The sequence below is a fragment of the Pseudomonas sp. Irchel s3h14 genome, from assembly GCF_900187425.1.
GTDB lineage: Bacteria > Pseudomonadota > Gammaproteobacteria > Pseudomonadales > Pseudomonadaceae > Aquipseudomonas.
In genome coordinates this window covers 78,255-95,435 of sequence record NZ_FYDJ01000013.1, presented here as the reverse complement: position 1 = coordinate 95,435, position 17,181 = coordinate 78,255, and the positions used below count along the sequence as shown (strand labels likewise).

Annotated in this window: 16 protein-coding genes; 8 read left to right on the top strand and 8 right to left on the bottom strand. The window is 60.3% G+C overall.

Annotated elements, in window-relative coordinates; translation table 11 throughout:
• Positions 1 to 76: 76 nt before the first annotated feature.
• Positions 77 to 910, bottom strand: a complete 834-nt coding sequence (locus CKW16_RS22285) for an aldo/keto reductase (RefSeq protein ID WP_095130690.1) — start codon at positions 908 to 910, stop codon at positions 77 to 79.
• A complete protein-coding gene (locus tag CKW16_RS22280; RefSeq protein WP_095130687.1) occupies positions 894 to 2,642 on the bottom strand; it encodes an FAD-dependent oxidoreductase in 1,749 nt (582 codons plus the stop codon). The genes CKW16_RS22285 and CKW16_RS22280 overlap by 17 nt, the downstream gene beginning before the upstream one ends.
• 177 nt (positions 2,643 to 2,819) lie before the next feature.
• Between CKW16_RS22280 and CKW16_RS22275 the strand changes: the two genes are divergently transcribed.
• From CKW16_RS22275 to CKW16_RS22260, 4 genes are all read left to right on the top strand, one after another.
• Complete coding sequence (locus CKW16_RS22275) at positions 2,820 to 3,596, top strand: IclR family transcriptional regulator (RefSeq protein WP_046048747.1); 777 nt, start codon at positions 2,820 to 2,822, stop codon at positions 3,594 to 3,596.
• A 212-nt stretch (positions 3,597 to 3,808) separates the two neighbouring features.
• Positions 3,809 to 4,864 carry a Gfo/Idh/MocA family protein gene (locus tag CKW16_RS22270; RefSeq protein WP_095130685.1) on the top strand — a complete coding sequence of 352 codons (1,056 nt, stop codon included), beginning with the start codon at positions 3,809 to 3,811 and terminating at the stop codon, positions 4,862 to 4,864.
• Between the two features lie 2 nt (positions 4,865 to 4,866).
• Entirely contained in the window at positions 4,867 to 5,688 is an 822-nt protein-coding gene (locus CKW16_RS22265; protein WP_095130683.1) for a sugar phosphate isomerase/epimerase, read from the top strand.
• A 43-nt stretch (positions 5,689 to 5,731) separates the two neighbouring features.
• Positions 5,732 to 6,610, top strand: a complete 879-nt coding sequence (locus CKW16_RS22260) for a DMT family transporter (RefSeq protein ID WP_046048748.1) — start codon at positions 5,732 to 5,734, stop codon at positions 6,608 to 6,610.
• Between the two features lie 45 nt (positions 6,611 to 6,655).
• On the opposite strand, the gene CKW16_RS22255 is transcribed toward CKW16_RS22260, so the two are convergent.
• The gene (locus CKW16_RS22255; RefSeq protein WP_256580536.1) at positions 6,656 to 7,957 is read right to left on the bottom strand and encodes an MFS transporter; all 1,302 of its coding nucleotides are present in this window, start codon (positions 7,955 to 7,957) and stop codon (positions 6,656 to 6,658) included.
• Positions 7,958 to 8,345: 388 nt separating this feature from the next.
• Between CKW16_RS22255 and quiC the strand changes: the two genes are divergently transcribed.
• Both quiC and CKW16_RS22245 read left to right on the top strand, forming a co-directional pair.
• A complete protein-coding gene (gene quiC / locus CKW16_RS22250) occupies positions 8,346 to 10,247 on the top strand; it encodes a 3-dehydroshikimate dehydratase QuiC (RefSeq protein WP_095130679.1) in 1,902 nt (633 codons plus the stop codon).
• A 102-nt stretch (positions 10,248 to 10,349) separates the two neighbouring features.
• Positions 10,350 to 11,027, top strand: a complete 678-nt coding sequence (locus CKW16_RS22245; protein ID WP_095130678.1) for a TetR/AcrR family transcriptional regulator — start codon at positions 10,350 to 10,352, stop codon at positions 11,025 to 11,027.
• A 36-nt stretch (positions 11,028 to 11,063) separates the two neighbouring features.
• Here CKW16_RS22245 and CKW16_RS22240 read toward each other — a convergent pair whose 3' ends face one another.
• From CKW16_RS22240 to CKW16_RS22230, 3 genes are all read right to left on the bottom strand, one after another.
• A complete protein-coding gene (locus CKW16_RS22240; RefSeq protein ID WP_046048826.1) occupies positions 11,064 to 11,918 on the bottom strand; it encodes a shikimate dehydrogenase in 855 nt (284 codons plus the stop codon).
• A gap of 5 nt (positions 11,919 to 11,923) precedes the next feature.
• On the bottom strand, positions 11,924 to 12,364 hold the full coding sequence (gene aroQ / locus CKW16_RS22235) for a type II 3-dehydroquinate dehydratase (RefSeq protein WP_008084592.1): 441 nt from the start codon (positions 12,362 to 12,364) through the stop codon (positions 11,924 to 11,926).
• A gap of 141 nt (positions 12,365 to 12,505) precedes the next feature.
• Entirely contained in the window at positions 12,506 to 13,417 is a 912-nt protein-coding gene (locus CKW16_RS22230; protein WP_095130673.1) for a LysR family transcriptional regulator, read from the bottom strand.
• A gap of 276 nt (positions 13,418 to 13,693) precedes the next feature.
• On the opposite strand from CKW16_RS22230, the gene CKW16_RS22225 reads away from it, so the two are divergent.
• The gene (locus tag CKW16_RS22225; protein ID WP_095130671.1) at positions 13,694 to 14,122 is read left to right on the top strand and encodes a DUF4160 domain-containing protein; all 429 of its coding nucleotides are present in this window, start codon (positions 13,694 to 13,696) and stop codon (positions 14,120 to 14,122) included.
• The gene (locus tag CKW16_RS22220; RefSeq protein ID WP_056744646.1) at positions 14,119 to 14,565 is read left to right on the top strand and encodes a DUF2442 domain-containing protein; all 447 of its coding nucleotides are present in this window, start codon (positions 14,119 to 14,121) and stop codon (positions 14,563 to 14,565) included. The genes CKW16_RS22225 and CKW16_RS22220 overlap by 4 nt, the downstream gene beginning before the upstream one ends.
• Before the next feature lie 54 nt (positions 14,566 to 14,619).
• On the opposite strand, the gene trmA is transcribed toward CKW16_RS22220, so the two are convergent.
• Together trmA and CKW16_RS22210 are read right to left on the bottom strand one after the other, a co-directional pair.
• Positions 14,620 to 15,699, bottom strand: a complete 1,080-nt coding sequence (gene trmA / locus CKW16_RS22215; RefSeq protein WP_095130669.1) for a tRNA (uridine(54)-C5)-methyltransferase TrmA — start codon at positions 15,697 to 15,699, stop codon at positions 14,620 to 14,622.
• A complete protein-coding gene (locus CKW16_RS22210; RefSeq protein ID WP_095130667.1) occupies positions 15,696 to 16,991 on the bottom strand; it encodes an NCS2 family permease in 1,296 nt (431 codons plus the stop codon). Before CKW16_RS22210 ends, trmA begins: the two co-directional genes overlap by 4 nt.
• Positions 16,992 to 17,181: the final 190 nt, after the last annotated feature.

Below are 17,181 nucleotides of genomic sequence, written 5' to 3'. Positions count from 1 at the left end.
TTGAACACGGACAACCCATCTAATTCCTTCAGACGACGGGTTTTTATCGAGCAGGCGACCGCCTGCTTCGAGGGAATCACCGGTCGAACGCATCCCACACTGGCGAAAAGTCTGGATTGACCTGGCGTTCGCGTTTGGACAAACCGGCGATCAACGCACGGTCTTCGTCATCCAGATTGACCTCGAGCGCCGCCAGGTTGGCCAGTTGATTGGCCTGGCTGCTGGCTTTTGGAATGGCGGCCACGTTCGGTTGATCAAGCAGCCACTTGAGTGCCACTTGCGTTGGCAGGACTCCGTGTTTGGCGGCGATCTGCTGAATGTGCGGGATGTCCGAGACCTTGTTGCGGGCCAGTGGCGTGTAGGCCGTCAGCGCCAGGTCATGTTGACGGGCGTAGTCCAGCAGAGCGTTTTGTCCGAGCAGTACGTGGTACTCGACCTGGATGGCTGACAGCGGCGTACCCAGTTCCTCGACGACTTTGCGCAACAACGGCAGTGGAAAATTCGCCACACCGATGTTGCGCGCCAGTCCTTGTTCCTTGAACGACACCAGGGTCTCGATCGTGCGCGACAGGTCCCAGTCGCTGGTCGGCCAATGGATCATGAACAGGTCAACATAATCGCTGCGCAAGGCCTTGAGGCTGCGGTCCATGGAATGGCGCATGGCATCGGGTTGAAGCTGATCCCACCAGACTTTGGTGGTGACGTGGATTTGATCGCGAGGGGTAGGACTGTTCACCAGCGCTTGGCCGACGGCGTCTTCATTGTTGTAGGCCGCGGCGGTGTCGATGTGCCGATAACCCAATGCCAAGGCCTGTTCCACGGCGCGTGTGCATTCTTCGCCGAGCATCGGCCAGGTGCCGAGGCCGAGTTTGGGCATGTTCAAACCCTGTGCGTTAACGATGCGCTGCATAGTCGATCTCCTGTTCGTAAGCGGTAATTCCTGCGATATGTCTCGCGGCGATGTAGCCGAAGGTCAGCGCCGGGCCCAGATTGATGCCGCCGGCGGGGTAGTGGCCGCCCATGATGCTGGCCATGTCACCGCCCGCCGCGTACAGCCCGGCGATGGCCTCGCCCGATTCGCCGAGAACCTGGGCGTGTTGATTGACCTTGAGGCCGGCGAAGGTGCCGAAGCAGCCGGGCTGGACCTTCACGGCATAGAACGGACCTTGTTCGATCGGGGCGACGCATGGGTTGGGTTGCTGCAACGCATCACCCTGTTTGCGGTTGTAAGGCGTCGAACCGCGACCGAACAGCGGGTCTTCACCATGGCGCGCGTGCCGGTTGTATTCGGACACAGTGCTGCGCAGGCCGTTCGGGTCGATGCCACAGGCCTCGGCCAATTCCTCAATCGTGTTACCGGTTTTCAGATAGCCGCTGCGGAGAAAGGATGACAGCGGCAGCGGAAACGGCCGAGAGATACCCAAGCCATAACGCCGCTGAAAGCCATGCGTGCAGACCAGCCAGGAGGCGACTGCTTCGCCTTTCGGCGCGGCGGCGACCATGGCTGTCACATAGTCGTAGTAGCCGTTGGCTTCGTTGACGAAGCGCTGGCCGTTGCTCAACACGCCGATGATCCCCGGTTTGCCGCGCTCGATGATGTGCGGGAAGTGGCCGATGCTGCCGTCCTTGTGTGGCACTTGCGAAACCGGTGCCCAGGCGACGGGCGAGGCCAGATCGGTGTTCACCCGCGCGCCAGCGCTTTCGCCCAGTCGCAGGCCATCGCCGCAGACGCCGAGGGGTGGCAACGCCAAATGTTCATGCCCGGTTGGCGTACGAGGAAACAATGCCTTGCGCCGCTCGATGTCATTGGCAAAACCGCCGGCCGCCAGCACCACGGCCTTGCGCGTACGGATGCGGACCTTGCCTTTGGCGGTGTTGACCACCGCGCCTCGGACCTGATCGTTTTCGCGCAGCAGCTCGGTAACGGGCGCCGATTCCCAGAGCAATACGCCGAGGTCTTCGGCGGATTTTGCCAACCGAGCCACCAGCGCGACACCGTTGACCAGTTGCATCGCCCGACCATGAACAGTGAGGTCGAGCAGGTGCCGCGAAAAGCGCCGGGTCACATGCCAGGCCGCCGACAGCGAGCGCGTCAGATTGAGAAATGCCGAGAGGTCCGCGCCTGCCATGATTGGCATGCCCATGAACGACGTTTCCCGCAGGGTCTTGCGAAGACGCTTGAGTAGCTTGCCGACTTTTCGCCCGTCATAAGGCGCTGCGATGACCGAACGTCCTCTCGTGCCGGCGCCCGGTGTATCGCCATGGATATCGGCAATGGCGTTGCCGTCGGCAAACTGCAGCGAGGTGTGCTGCTCAAAGAACGCCACCATCCGCGGCCCGGCTTCGAGGAAAGCATCGATCATGGCCGGCTCGTAACGCTCGCCCAATTCGTGTTTCAGGTAAGTGCGCGGTTGCTCGACATCTTCGACGATCCCGGCGCGCCGGGCCAAGGGGTTGCACGGCACCCAGGCCCAGCCACCGGACCACGCCGTGGCGCCGCCGAACACCGGGTCCTTTTCGACCACGATGACTTTTAGGCCGTGCCACGCGGCTGTTACAGCAGTCGATAGCCCGGCCGCACCGGAGCCGACGATCAGCACGTCGCAATCGATATCCGGGAGATTTTTTGATTCGGCAGGCATCGTCTGAAGCTCCAGCGGTTCGTATTTTTTAGAATTTGATTCCAGAAAATATAGGAGCGTAATCGGGCTCGGCAACCTTTCGCCGGGTAAAGCGGGCGGTAATCGGACAGGGGGTTCCGGATTTCGCATTCGGTCGGTTGTCTTCTAGAATCGGACAAATTTTGTGTGGAACCTCCCATGGCCGGCAGTCAGATCGAACGTGTATTCAGCGTGCTTGAAAGCCTCACCAGTGACCCTCGTGGCCTGCCGATGCAGACGCTGGCGGAGCAACTGGATATTCCCAAAAGCGCGACTCACCGGTTACTCGCCGAGCTGATTCGGCTGGGTTACGTGCGACAGAATCCGGAGAACCTGCGGTATCACCTGTCGACCAAACTGGTGGCCATGGGTTTCCGATACTTGTCGGGCAGCGGCGCGGATATTGTGCAGCCGGTGCTTGATCGCCTCGCTCAGGAAACCGGCGAGCTGGTGCGGCTTGGGGTGATTGAAGGTGAGCGGCAAATCTGGATCGCCAAATCCCAGGGCGCCCGTTCCGGCCTGCGCTACGACCCGGACATGGGCCGCGATGCGCCCTTGTTTTACACCGCGTCGGGGCATGCGTGGCTGGCATGCATGAGCGATGCCGAGGCGCTGTCCCTGGTTGAACGGCAGGGTGGCGAACGGCCGAAGGATCTCGGGCCGAATGCACCGCGTTCCAACATCGAACTGCTGGAACGCCTGCGTATGGCGCGGGAGCAGGGTTATGCCTGGGTCGAGGAAAGTTCGGCGGTGGGCACCTCGGCGATTGCTGCGGTGGTGCGACATCCGAGTGATGGTCGAGTTATCGGTGTGCTGAGCATCGCCGGGCCCAGCGCGCGGATGCCGGGGGCGCGACTGCATGAGTTGGCGCCGCTGTTGTTGACGTTTACCGAGGAGCTGTCCGCTGCCAGTCTGGCTTCAGAATTGTTCAGCTGACCACTTCCCCTGTAGGAGCAAAGCTTGCTCGCGATGAACGATGACGCGGTCTGTCTGAAACACTGCGGTGTCTGCATCGCGAGCAAGCTTTGCTCCTACAGAAGCCGTGCGTTGTTCGCACACTTTTTCGGTTTGCTTGTGTAAGAATCTGGAACCAGGTTCTAAATTATTGGAATTCGCTCTTCCAACAATAATCACAAGAGGACCGCACGATGAGTTCACCCCTGCGTATTGCCCTGATCGGGGCTGGCAACATGGGCCAGCAGCACTACCAGCATCTGAAGTCGCTGACGGAGGCGACCTTGTGCGCAGTGGCCGATCCGGGCCCGCAAGCAGCGGGCCTGGCGGCGGAATGGGGCGTGGCGTATTTCGCTGATCACCGTCAGATGTTGGAGCAGGTCAAGCCAGACGCGGTGATCGTCGCCAACCCGAATACGCTGCACGTCAGCACCGCACTCGATTGCCTCGCTGTCGGCGTGTCGGTCCTGCTGGAAAAACCGGTGGGCGTGCACAGGGATGAAGTCCGCGAGTTGATCGCCGCTTCGAAAGCCACGGGCGTTCCGGTGCTGGTCGGTCATCATCGCCGGCACAACCCACTGATCGTCCGCGCCCATGAACTGGTGCAAAGCGGCGCGTTGGGCCGGCTGACGACGGTGACCGCGCTCTGGCAGTTGCGCAAACCCGACAGCTATTTCGAGACGCCCTGGCGCCGTGAACCCGGCGCGGGAATGCTGCTGACCAACCTGATTCACGACCTCGATTTGCTTCGGCATTTGTGTGGCGAAGTGCGGCAGGTTCAGGCGATCACCAGCAATGCGGTGCGCGGGTTTGCCAACGAAGATTGCGCGGCGGTGTTGCTGCAATTCGACAGCGGCGCGCTGGGTAGCCTGACCGGTTCGGATGCGGTCGCGGCACCCTGGAGCTGGGAGCTGGATTCCGGGGAAAACCCGGTGTACCCACGTCAGGCCGATCAGCCGTGTTATCTGCTGGCCGGGACCGGTGGTGCGTTGAGCATTCCGCAGCTCAAGCGTTGGCACTACGCCGACACCGATGGGGGATGGCATCAACCGTTGCTGCCGGTGCAGGAAAACTTCAGCGCCGATGAAGCGCTGCGTTTGCAGTTGCAGCATTTCGTACGCGTGGCGCGTCGGGAAGTCGAGCCGTTGGTGAGCGTCGCCGATGCCGCCCGCACGTTGGCGCTGATTGAAGCGATTCGCGAGGCTGCCGAAACCGGCCGTGCCTGCGCACCGACCTTGATCGAGGGTTGAACATGAACAGGAACGATCGGGTCTTTTCCCTGGCCAGCCTGACGGTGCTGGAATTGTCACCACCGGAGATGGTCGAAGTGGCAGCACAGGCTGGTTACAGTCATGTCGGATTACGGTTGGAGCCTGCGACGCCTGAAGAACACCACTTTGCGCTGGTCGCCGATATCGGGTTACGGCGCAGGACGTTGGCGCAACTGCGCGATACCGGCATTCGTGTGTTGGATGTCGAAATCCTGCGTCTTAAACCGGAAACCGTCGTCGCCGATTTCGAGAAGATTCTGGCGGTCGGTGCCGAATTCGGTGCCAGTGAATTGCTGGTGGCCGGTAACGATTCTGACGAACAGCGGCTCACCGATAACTTCGCTCGGCTGTGTGATCTGGCGGCACCTTACGGGCTTCATCCGCATTTGGAATTCATGCCGTGGACCGATGCGCGCAATCTCGAACAGGCGGTGCGCATCGTCGAAAACGCGGGGCGTGAAAACGGCGCGGTGTTGGTGGATGCGTTTCACTTCGACCGTTCGGGTTCACGGCTGGAAGCTCTGGCCACAGTTGCCCCGTCACGGTTACGGTATGCCCAGCTGTGCGACGTTGCCGGGCCACGGCCGACGGACATGGCGGAGGTTCTGCGCCAGGCCCGTAACGAGCGGCGTTTCCCGGGCGATGGCGATTGTGATCTGGCGGGGTTGCTGCAGTGTTTACCGGCCGATATTCCGTTGAGCCTGGAGATCCCCACCGTGAAGTTGCTTGAGCAGGGCGTGAGCGGGTTGCAGCGAGCGCGGATGGCGTTGAGTAAAACCCATGAGTTGTTAGCTCGGCTGTAAGGGATGCTTTTAAATTGTTGCTGCAAAACACAAGGGATACCGAATGACCGTCAGCACTCCGCTCTCCGGCGTAAACCAACCCTTCAAAGGGATTCTGCTGATCGTCGTTGCGACCTTCCTGTTTTCCAGTCACGACGCCTTGTCGAAATACCTCTCGGGCTTCTACCCGATCGTCATGGTGGTTTGGGCCCGGTATGTGGTTCACACCTTACTGATGGCCGGGATTTTTCTACCGCAATCCGGGCTGGGTGTCCTACGAACCAAACGGCCGTTACTTCAGCTGTTGCGGGCGTTGTGCCTGTTGGGCACCAGTCTGTTTTTCACCACCGGATTGCAGTACATCCCCTTGGCCGAAGCCACGGCGGTCAACTTTCTCGCGCCGGTTCTGGTGACTGCGCTGTCGGTGCCACTGCTGCGCGAGCACGTCACGCGTGGTCAGTGGATTGCGGTGATTTGCGGATTCATCGGCGTGTTGATCATCGTCCATCCCGGTGGAGAACTCTTTACCCCGGCGGTGTTGCTGCCGCTCTGCTCGGCGCTGTTTTTCTGCTTCTATCAGTTGCTCACCCGCAAGCTCAGTGAAATCGACAGCCCGACCACCAGCAACTTCTTCGCCGGCCTGTGCAACACCCTGGTGATGAGCGCGCTGGTGCCATTCTTCTGGCAAGTCCCCAGCCTGGGCCATGGATTCATGATGGTGGCGCTGGGCGCCTGCGGGATGACGGCTCACCTGTTTCTGACGCAAGCCTTCCGCCACGCCGCCCCTGCGTTGTTGGCGCCGTTCGGTTATTGCCAGATTGTCTTTGCCGGTTTGCTGGGCTGGTTGCTGTTTTCTCACACGCCGACCCTGACCACCGTGGTCGGAATCGCGGTGATTTGTTGCAGCGGGTTGGCAGCAGCCTGGCAGCAGAGTCGTCGGTGAGAGCAGCAGGGCAGGCCTGGAATCAGGCCTGCCGGGGGAGGGGGTTTACGGGGTGACGGTCGGAATCTTGCGCGGTGCCATGAAGTACATCCAGATCAGCGCGATGAAGTACATCGCCGGAATCATGGTGAACAGCACGGTGTAGTTGTTGTTGGTGATCGTCAGAATGTGGCCGACCAACTGGGTCATGAACATCCCGCCGATGGCCGCACACATGCCACCGAAGCCGAACACGGTACTCATCATGTGTTTAGGCGTGTAGTCCATCACCAGGCTCCAGATGTTCGCGGTCCAGGCCTGGTGCGCACCGATGGCCAGGGAGATGGCGAACACGGCGACCCACAGGTTGCTTGAGCCGGCAGCCATGATCACGCCGATGATGCAACAGGCGAACAGGAACATGGACATCAGTCGCGCCTTGATCGGGTTGACCCCTCGGCCGATCAGGAACGAGGACAGGATCCCGCCGCCGACGCTGCCGAAATCGGCAGTGAGGTAGATGATGATCAGCGGGATACCCATCTGGGTCACGTTGATTCCCAGGTTGTATTGCTGATTGAGGAACGGCGGCAGCCAGTAGAGGTAGAACCAGAACACCGGCGCGGTGATCGAGTAAGCCAGGGCGAAGGCCCAGGTGCCACGCATGCGCAGGATTTTCGAGAACGGTACGCGGGATTGTTCCGGCTCTACTTCCTTCTGGATGTAATCCAGTTCCGATTGTTTAACGCTCGGGTGATCTTCCGGGTTGAAGTACTTCAAGCCCCAGAACAGCAACCAGATCCCGCCCAGTGACGCCATGCACAGGAACGCGGCCTGCCAGCCCCAGACATGCAGGATCAGCGGCAACAACATAGGGGTGAACATCGCACCGACGTTGGTCCCGGCGTTGAAGATGCCGGTGGCCACGGCGCGTTCGCCGGCCGGGAACCACAGCCGGGTGGTCTTCACGCACGCCGGGTAGTTGGCGGCTTCCGTCAGACCCAGAATGAATCGGCAGACCATGAAGCCGACGGCCGACGTGGCCAGGCCATGGGCGCCGGTCGCCAGGCTCCAGAGCAGCACGGCGAAGAAGAACACGCGCTTGACGCCGACCCGGTCGATCAACCGGCCTTGCAGCACGAAACCGATGGCGTAGCCGACCTGGAACCAGAAGTTGATGTTGGCGTAGTCCATCGCCGTCCAGCTCATTTCCTTGGCGAGGATAGGCTGCATGACGCCCAGTGCGGCGCGGTCAATGTAGTTCAGGGTGGTGGCGAAGAACACCAGCGCCAGCATGCCCCAACGGGTTTTGCCGACCGCCATGGCGCCGCGGATCTTGTCGCCGATGCCGCCAGTGGCAGGAGTCATGGAGGAACGCTCCACGGGAGAGCTTTGAGAAGGAGTCATGTAGGCCACCGATTATTTTTATGTGGTGTTCTGGGTCTTTGGTAACCGGGTCCTGTTGTTCACGGCCGGACCCGATGTGGTGTTGATGTTGCGCAGTGGACGAAAAATCGTCAATTCGCCAAGGGCCATTGTGTTCGATAATCGCACGCAAAACTAACCGGGTAGTACACTTTGAATTGCTGTGCGGGGTCTTGCAGCCAATAATTCACTTCAACAAAAACGCGGTCCCTGTAGGAGCACGGCTTGCCGGCGATGGCGCCCTTGAGATCGCCATCGCCGGCAAGCCGTGCTCCTACACGAAGCGTGCGATGTCGATAACAAGATTGTCTCCACCACCGGGAGTCGAAATATGCAGCGTTCCATTGCCACCGTGTCCTTGAGCGGTACCCTGCCGGAAAAACTTGAAGCCATCGCCGCCGCCGGTTTCGACGGGGTGGAAATTTTCGAGAATGACCTTCTCTACTACGACGGCAGTCCGCGGGAAATTAAACAGATGTGCGCCGATCTCGGGATCGCGATCACGCTGTTTCAACCCTTCCGGGATTTCGAGGGCTGCCGCCGCGACCGCCTGCCGCGCAACCTGGAGCGGGCCGAGCGCAAGTTCGACCTGATGCAGGAGCTGGGCACGGATCTGGTGCTGGTGTGCAGCAACGCCTCGGCCGACGCCATCGGTGACGAACAGATTCTGATCGACGACTTGCGCCTGCTGGCCGAACACGCCGGTGCCCGTGGTTTGCGGATCGGCTACGAAGCGCTGGCCTGGGGTCGCCACGTGAACACTTATCAACAGGTGTGGAACATCGTCCGTCAGGCCGATCACCCAAACCTCGGCGTATTGCTGGACAGCTTCCACACGCTGTCGCTCAAGGGTGATCCGAGCGCGATTGCCGAGATTCCCGGCGACAAGATTTTCTTCGTGCAAATGGCCGACGCGCCGATCCTGGCCATGGATGTGCTGGAGTGGAGCCGGCATTTCCGCTGTTTCCCCGGCCAGGGCGAATTCGATCTGCCGGGTTTCCTCGCGCCGATCATCAAGAGCGGTTACACCGGGCCGTTGTCGCTGGAGATCTTCAACGACGGCTTCCGCGCCGCGCCGCCACGGGCCAATGCCGCCGACGGTTTGCGCTCGTTGCTGTACCTGGAAGAGAAAACCCGCGAACGTCTGGCGCAGGAAGCCACGCCACCGGCCGCTGTCGACATTCTGTTCGAGACGCCCAAGGCCAGCGAGTACAACGGCATCGAGTTTCTTGAGTTCGCCGTGGACGAAAGCCTTGGCGCCAAGCTGTCCCATTGGCTGGAGCGGCTGGGTTTCGTCAAAGCCGGCCAGCATCGTTCCAAGAGCGTGAGCCTGCTGCGTCAGGGTGATATCAACCTGATCCTCAACTCCGAGCCTTACTCGTTCGCCCACAGTTTTTTCGAAGCTCACGGCCCATCGCTGTGCGCCACCGCCGTGCGGGTCAAGGACAGCGCCAGTGCGCTGGCCCGGGCCGTGGCCTATAAAGGTCAGCCGTATCGCGGGCTGGTTGGCCCCAATGAACTGGAGCTCGCCGCGGTGCGCGCGCCGGATGGCAGTCTGATTTATCTGGTGGACCAGGACGCCGACGTCTACGGCACCGACTTCAATCTGCAACCCGCCGCCGTGGCCAGCGGCGGCCTCAAGCGCATCGACCACATGGCCATGGCGCTGCCGGCCGACAGCCTCGACAGTTGGGTGCTGTTCTATAAAAGCCTGCTGGATTTCGAAGCCGACGATGAAGTGGTGCTGCCTGACCCGTACGGTCTGGTAAAGAGTCGGGCGCTTCGCAGCCGGGACAGTTCGATCCGCTTGCCGCTGAACATTTCCGAGAACCGCAACACCGCGATCTCACACGCGCTGTCGAGTTATCGCGGCTCCGGCGTGCATCACATCGCCTTCGATTGCGACGACATCTTTGCCGAAGTCAGCCGGGCCAAGGAGGCGGGCGTACCGCTGCTGGATATCCCGCTCAATTACTACGATGACCTCGCCGCGCGGTTCGATTTCGACGACGAGTTCCTCAGCGAACTGGCCTATTACAACGTGCTCTACGACCGCGATGCCCAGGGTGGCGAGCTGTTCCATGTGTATACCGAGCCGTTTGAAGGACGGTTCTTCTTTGAAATTATCCAGCGCAAGAACGGTTACGCAGGTTACGGTGCAGCCAACGTCGCGGTGCGACTGGCGGCCATGGCCAAATCCCGCAGTGGCGCCGTACGTCAGGCAAAGTTGTAGGAAAATCGTAAACACGGGTACAAACCGCTGCCGCGCGGCTTCCTTCACTGTGCGGCGCGGCCCATAATCGCCAACCTGTGCAGTGATGGCCGTGAGCCCGCAATGACGATAACTTCAGAACTCTCCGCAGCGCCCGACGAGCCGATTGTCGAGCCGCGCAAGAGTCGCAAGAACAACCCGGAAAAGACCCGCGAGAACATCCTTCAAGAGGCAATTGTCGAGTTCGTCCAGCAGGGGCTTTCCGGCGCTCGCGTCGATGCGATCGCCGAGCGCATCCACACCTCCAAACGCATGATCTATTACTACTTCGGCAGTAAGGAACAGCTCTACATCGAGGTGCTGGAGAAACTCTACGGCGATATTCGCAGCACCGAAAACCGTCTGCACCTGACCGAACTGGCGCCGGTGGAAGCGATTCGGCGGCTGGTGGAATTCACTTTCGACCACCATGATCACAACGTCGATTTTGTGCGTATCGTCAGCATCGAGAACATTCACAACGCTGAATACGTGAAGCGCTCCGATGCGATCAAGGCGATGAACAACACCATCCTCGATTCACTGGGCGAGATTTTGCGTCGCGGTGCTGAGGACGGTGTGTTCCGCGCGGGGCTCGAGCCGTTGGATGTGCATCTGCTGATCAGCTCGTTCTGCTTCTATCGCGTGTCGAACCGCCATACCTTCGGTGAGATCTTTCAGATCGACTTGCCGGACGAAAGCATCAAGCAGCGTCATCGCGAGATGATTTGCGAGTCGGTTTTGCGCTATCTGCAGGCCTGATGTGGGGTGAGGGGATTGCCCCCTCGCCACATTCGTTCAGCCATTCATGCTCTGAAAATGTTCCAGCATCCGCTGCGCATCCGGCACCACGCCGCTGAACAACTCAAACGCCTTCACCGCCTGAAACACGGCCATGTTGCCGCCATCCAGCGTGCGGCAACCCAACGCGCGGGCGTTGCGCAGCAGTTCGGTTTCCAGCGGGAAGTAAACAATCTCCGCCACCCACAATTCACCTCGAAGCAGCTCCACCGGCACTGGCATGCCCGGCAGTTTTTTCATGCCCATGGGGGTGGTGTTTACCAGACCGTCAGCCTGAGCCAGGGTGCTCGGCAAGTCATGGCCCGCCACAGCCCGGCCGACGCCGAAATGTTGATTGAGATTGTCCGCCAGACTCTGGGCACGGCTGATCTCCACGTCGAAAATGTTCAGCAGCTGTACGCCTTCACTCAATAGGGCATGGGCCACTGCCGCGCCAGCGCCACCGGCGCCCATTTGCACGACGCGCTCAAGGGCAACACCCTTCAAGCCACGACGAAAACCCTCGGCGAACCCCAGGCAATCGGTGTTGTGGCCGATGCGTTTGCCGTCCTTCAGCACGACCGTGTTCACCGCCCCAATGCCTCGGGCCTCTGGTGACAACTCGTCGAGCAGCGGGATGATCGTCTGCTTGCACGGAAAGGTGATGTTCAGGCCAGTGAAGTTCATCCGCTCGGCGGCTATCAACAGGTCGGACAGGGCGCCGCTGTCGAGTTTCAACGGGTCCAGATCGATCAGGCGATAGAGGTAACGCAAGCCCTGGGCATCACCTTCATGCTCGTGCAATGCCGGTGTGCGAGAAGCCTGGATGCCGGCGCCGATCAGTCCGGCCAGTACAGCGTTGGTCTGAGTCACGGCGTTCACCCCTTCAAACGTTGGCTGAAATGCTCCAGTGCCAGGCGATAGCCGTGGCTGCCGAAACCGGCCATCACCGCCGTGGCAATGGCCGACACAAAAGAGTGGTGGCGGAAGGGCTCGCGGGCATGGACGTTGGACAGGTGGACTTCGATCACCGGCAATTCGCTGGCGACCAACGCATCGCGGATCGCGACCGAGGTGTGGGTCCAGGCGGCCGGGTTGATGACGATCCCGGCGCAACGGCCGCGTGCGGCGTGAATCCAGTCGAGCAGTTCGCCTTCATGATTGGTCTGGCGAAACTCAACCGCCAGGCCGAACTCTTCGGCGGCACGACCGCACAAGGCTGAGATGTCAGCCAGGGTTTCGTGGCCGTAAGTCGCCGGTTCACGGGTGCCGAGCAGGTTCAGATTCGGGCCGTTGAGCACCAGAACGATAGGGGGCATCGGGGTATCTCCACTTATTATTTTTGGCATTGGCCGAGGGTTTCAGCCTGTGGAGATAAATTGTACTAGCTGGTTAATTTGGTCAATTGATGAGGCGGTTCTCAGGGTTAATGTGTGCGGTGATCGGACAGTTTCGGCTTTTCAGCGGGGCAGATGCTCCACCAGAAAATCGATGAACGCCCTTAAGCGCAGCGGCATATGGCGAGTTTGCGGGTAGAGCAGAGTGAACGGTCGCGAGCGTCCGCCATAAGGCTTGAGCACTTCCACCAGCGAGCCATCGGCCAGTTCGTTTTCGACGATGAAACGATAGGTCTGAAACAGTCCCGCCCCGTGTTTGGCCAAGGTCACGCCGCCCAGTACGTCGTCGGAGCAACTGAGATTGCCCTCGGCCAGAATCTCCCGGTGCACGCCATTGTCGTTGAACAGCCAGGCAATCCGCCTACCGCTGCTGGGCAATTCGTACTGGATGCACTCGTGTTGTTTGAGATCGTCCAGCGTTTGTGGAATGCCCGCGTGCTTCAGGTAGTCAGGACTGGCAATCATCACCAGCGCGGCGTCTTCCAACTGTCGGGCGATCAGACCGGAATCCGGAATCGCCCGCACGCGGATCGCCATGTCATAACCTTCACCGACGAAATCGATGTTGCGATTGCTGATATGCGACTCGACCTTCACCGCCGGAAAGCGAGCCCGAAATGCCGGCAACAACGGCAAAATCCGGTGATGGGCGTAGGTGGTGGGAATGCTGATGCGCAAGGTGCCGGAAGGCTGTTGCTGCTGGCCCATGACCTCACGTTGGGCCTCAACCAGTTGCGCCAGCGCCTGACGACATTCCTCGTAATACCGCCGACCACTGTCGGTCAGTTTGACGCTGCGGGTGGTGCGGGCGAACAACCGCACGCCCAGGCGTTCCTCCATGCGCGACACCGAGCGGCTCACGGCTGCCGGCGTCACGCCAGCCACCAGCGCGGCGGCGGTAAAGCTGCCAGCCTCGGCAGCCAGACAAAACAGTTCGATGCTGCCCAGCTGAAGATCGTCGAATTGTCGCTGCATGATTGATTACACCGGGGATCAAATGAAGGACTGAATTTCGCCACTGTAGATGAAATTGCCGAGGCGGAGGTTTACTTGGCCCGTGCCGATTTCACCATCATTTTTGTGGAGGCGGTGAAAGGATTGCTTACCAATTTGCGCCGTCATCCGCCGTCCTGATGAAGGCCTTGGCGCTAGGCTCAATGGCGGATGGCTGATCGAATGCTCAGCGCCAGTTATCGGATTTTCCAGGGAATGTCGGGTCTTCGGGCTCATTAACCTAACGGATGGGTTAGCATGAGATTATTCAGCTACAAAGGGTTTTCAATGGTGATCATGTTGCGCGATGAGCACTGCCCGCCGCATGCACATGTGGATGCCGGAACCTGGAGTGCGCGCTTCAAATTCAGCTTCTGGCACAACAGTGTCGAGCTGTGGGACGTGGTTCCTCATTCTCGCAGGCCACCTGTGGCGGTGCTGGAAGGGTTGCGTCACGCGCTCGGACAACCCGCTCATTTGCGCCGCGCTCGGTGTATCTGGTGGGACAAGCTGCACACGGTCTGCCTCGATCATCAGATATGGGACTGGCAAACCAGCGAAGTCGTGGTGGTAAAAAGGGTCGCCAGTACGACCTGCATGATTGGCTCGGCTTGCTATGAGCCCGAGACGAACAAGACCCTACTGGCGCTGATGGGCGTTCCGGGGGGCGTGGAGATCGAACTATGAAAACGATAACAGCAAAAATGTTGGTGGATCGGCCCGTAACCGAAGCCGTGCTGGATGAAGCCATCCAGCGTGGCCAAGTGCGCCACAAAGGCGGTCTGCGGGCGACTTCGGTGACTTTTGTGGAACCGTGCCTGGCGGTCAATTTCATTGATGGCAGTGGCGTGCTGTTGCCCGTGCAGCACTATCCGGAGTTCGATGATTTCGACGTCGAGGATTTCGCAGACCTGAAAGTCGGCTTTTCCGGGACAGCCCTTTGCCACGAGGGCAAGGATCTGCAGGTCTCCATCGCCGGGATGGTTTCGGCCAGCAAGCCGCTGATGGACATGGCCGCGTCGGTCATCGCCTCACGCAATGGTCGCCAAAGCAGTGCCGCCAAGGCTGAGGCCGCGCGGGCCAATGGCCGTAAGGGCGGGCGCCCGCGCAAGACAGATATCACCCTTTAAGCACGCACAAAAAAGCCGTCGTGATGACGGCTGATTTGTATCTGGCGCTGGCAATTACCGGCGGGTCAACAACACCCCGGATTCCATGTGGTGGGTCCACGGGAACTGGTCGAACATTGCGCATCGGGTGATGCGATGGGTGTCGTGCAACTGGGCGATGTTGGCCGCCAGGGTTTCCGGGTTGCAGGAGATGTAGAGGATGTTGTCGAAGCGACGGGTCAGCTCGCAGGTGTCCGGATCCATACCGGCGCGAGGTGGATCGACGAAGACGCTACCGAACTCGTAGCTCTTCAGATCGATACCGTGCAGACGACGGAAAGGACGAACTTCGTTCAGGGCTTCGGTCAGCTCCTCGGCGGACAAACGCACCAGGGTGACGTTATCCACAGCGTTTTCGCTGAGATTGCTCAATGCGGCATTGACCGACGCCTTGCTGATTTCGGTGGCCAGCACTTTGCGCACGCGCGTCGCGAGCGGCAAGGTGAAGTTGCCGTTGCCGCAATACAGCTCCAGCAAATCGTCGGAGCGATCGCCGAGTGAGTCGTAAGCCCAGTTGAGCATCTTCTGGTTCACGGTGCCGTTGGGCTGGGTGAACGCGCCTTCCGGCTGGCGATAGCTGAAGGTGCGACCGCCGACGTCCATCTGCTCGACCACGTAATCGTGACCGATCACTTCGCGTTTGCCCTTGGAGCGGCCGATGATGCTGACATTCAGGTCAGCTGCCAGTTTCGACGCTGCCGCGTGCCAGTGCTCGTCCAGCGGGCGGTGATAGCACAGCGTGATCATCGCATCGCCGGCCAGGGTCGTCAGGAACTCCACCTGGAACAGCTTGTGGCTCAGGGCTGCACTGGCTTGCCACGCCGCCTTCAGCTGCGGCATCAACTCGTTGATGCGCAGGCTGGCGATCGGGAATTCTTCGATCAGGATCGGCGTGCGTTTGTCTTCCAGGGAAAACATCGCGTAGTGACGCTCGCCGGCTTCGCGCCACAAGCGGAATTCGGCGCGCAGGCGGAAGTTTTTCAGCGGCGAGTCGAATACCGCAGGTTCTGGCGCACCGAACGGGGCCAACAGGTCACGCAGGCGCGTGACCTTCTCTTCGAGCTGAACGGCGTATGCCTGGGAATCAAAAGTCATGCGTTGAACCAACCCAACTTGATCACGAACAGAATCGACAGAATCACCAGTGCCGAGTTCAGCTCACGGCCGCGACCGGACAGCAACTTGATTGCGGTCCAGGAGATGAAACCGAAGGCGATGCCGTTGGCGATGGAATAAGTGAATGGCATGGCCAGAGCAGTGACCACGACCGGTGCGGCGACGGTGATGTCGTCCCAGTCTATTTCCGCCAGGCCGGATGTCATCAGTACTGCGACGAACAGCAGTGCAGGCGCGGTCGCAAAGGCTGGAACGCTGGCCGCCAATGGCGAGAAAAACAGCGCCAACAGGAACAGAATCGCCACGACAACGGCGGTCAGGCCGGTGCGGCCACCAGCACTCACGCCGGCTGCGGATTCGATGTAGCTGGTGGTGGTCGACGTGCCCAGCAGCGAACCGGCCATGGCCGCGGTACTGTCGGCGATCAGGGCGCGACCCATTTTCGGCATGTGGCCGTCCTTGCCCATCAGGCCCGCGCGCTTGGCGACGCCGATCAGGGTGCCGGAGTTGTCGAACAGATCGACGAACAGGAAGGCGAAGATCACGCTGACCAGACCGATGTCCAGGGCGCCCATGATGTCCAGTTGCAGGAAGGTCGGGGCCAGGGACGGTGGCATCGACATTACGCCGCCGAACGGGGTGAAGCCCATCACGATCGAAACGATGGTCACCGTCAGAATGCCGATCAGTACCGCGCCGCGCACTTTAAGCGCTTCGAGCGCCACAATCAGGGCAAAGCCGAGGGTCGCGAGGATTGGGGCCGGTTGTTTCAAATCGCCGAGGCCAACCATGGTGGCCGGGTTGCTCACCACGATGCCCGCGTTATGCAGGGCGATCAGGGCCAGGAACAGGCCGATACCAGCGGCAATCGCCGAGCGTAGCGCCAGTGGGATGCTGTTGATGATCCATTCGCGAATGCGGAAGATCGACAGCAGGAAAAACATCACCGCCGAGATGAACACCGCGCCCAGCGCTACTTGCCAGGTGTGGCCCATGTTCAGGACCACGGTGTAAGTGAAGAAGGCGTTCAGGCCCATGCCCGGTGCGAGGGCGATCGGGTAGTTGGCGATCAGGCCCATGGTCGCAGAGCCGATGGCGGCTGCCAGACAGGTGGCGACAAACACCGCACCCTTGTCCATGCCGGTCTCGCCGAGGATGCTCGGGTTGACGAACAGAATGTAGGCCATGGCCAAAAAGGTCGTGAAGCCCGCCAGAATCTCGGTCCGCACGTTGGTGTTATGTGCCTTGAGTTGAAACAGCCTTTCCAGCATGTCTGCTCCCCGTGGCGCGCCAGGCGCCGTGAATGTATCGACCTCAACAGCAAAGCACAGACCGCTGCTGGCGCCTGGTAATTTTCTGTGGGTCGGAAAAAGCCGCGCATCATACCAGCAGCGTGGGGCTATGGCTGCTTATGGCTGCGATCGTCGTCGATGTTTTGCGGTAAAGCCAAGTGCGCCATAC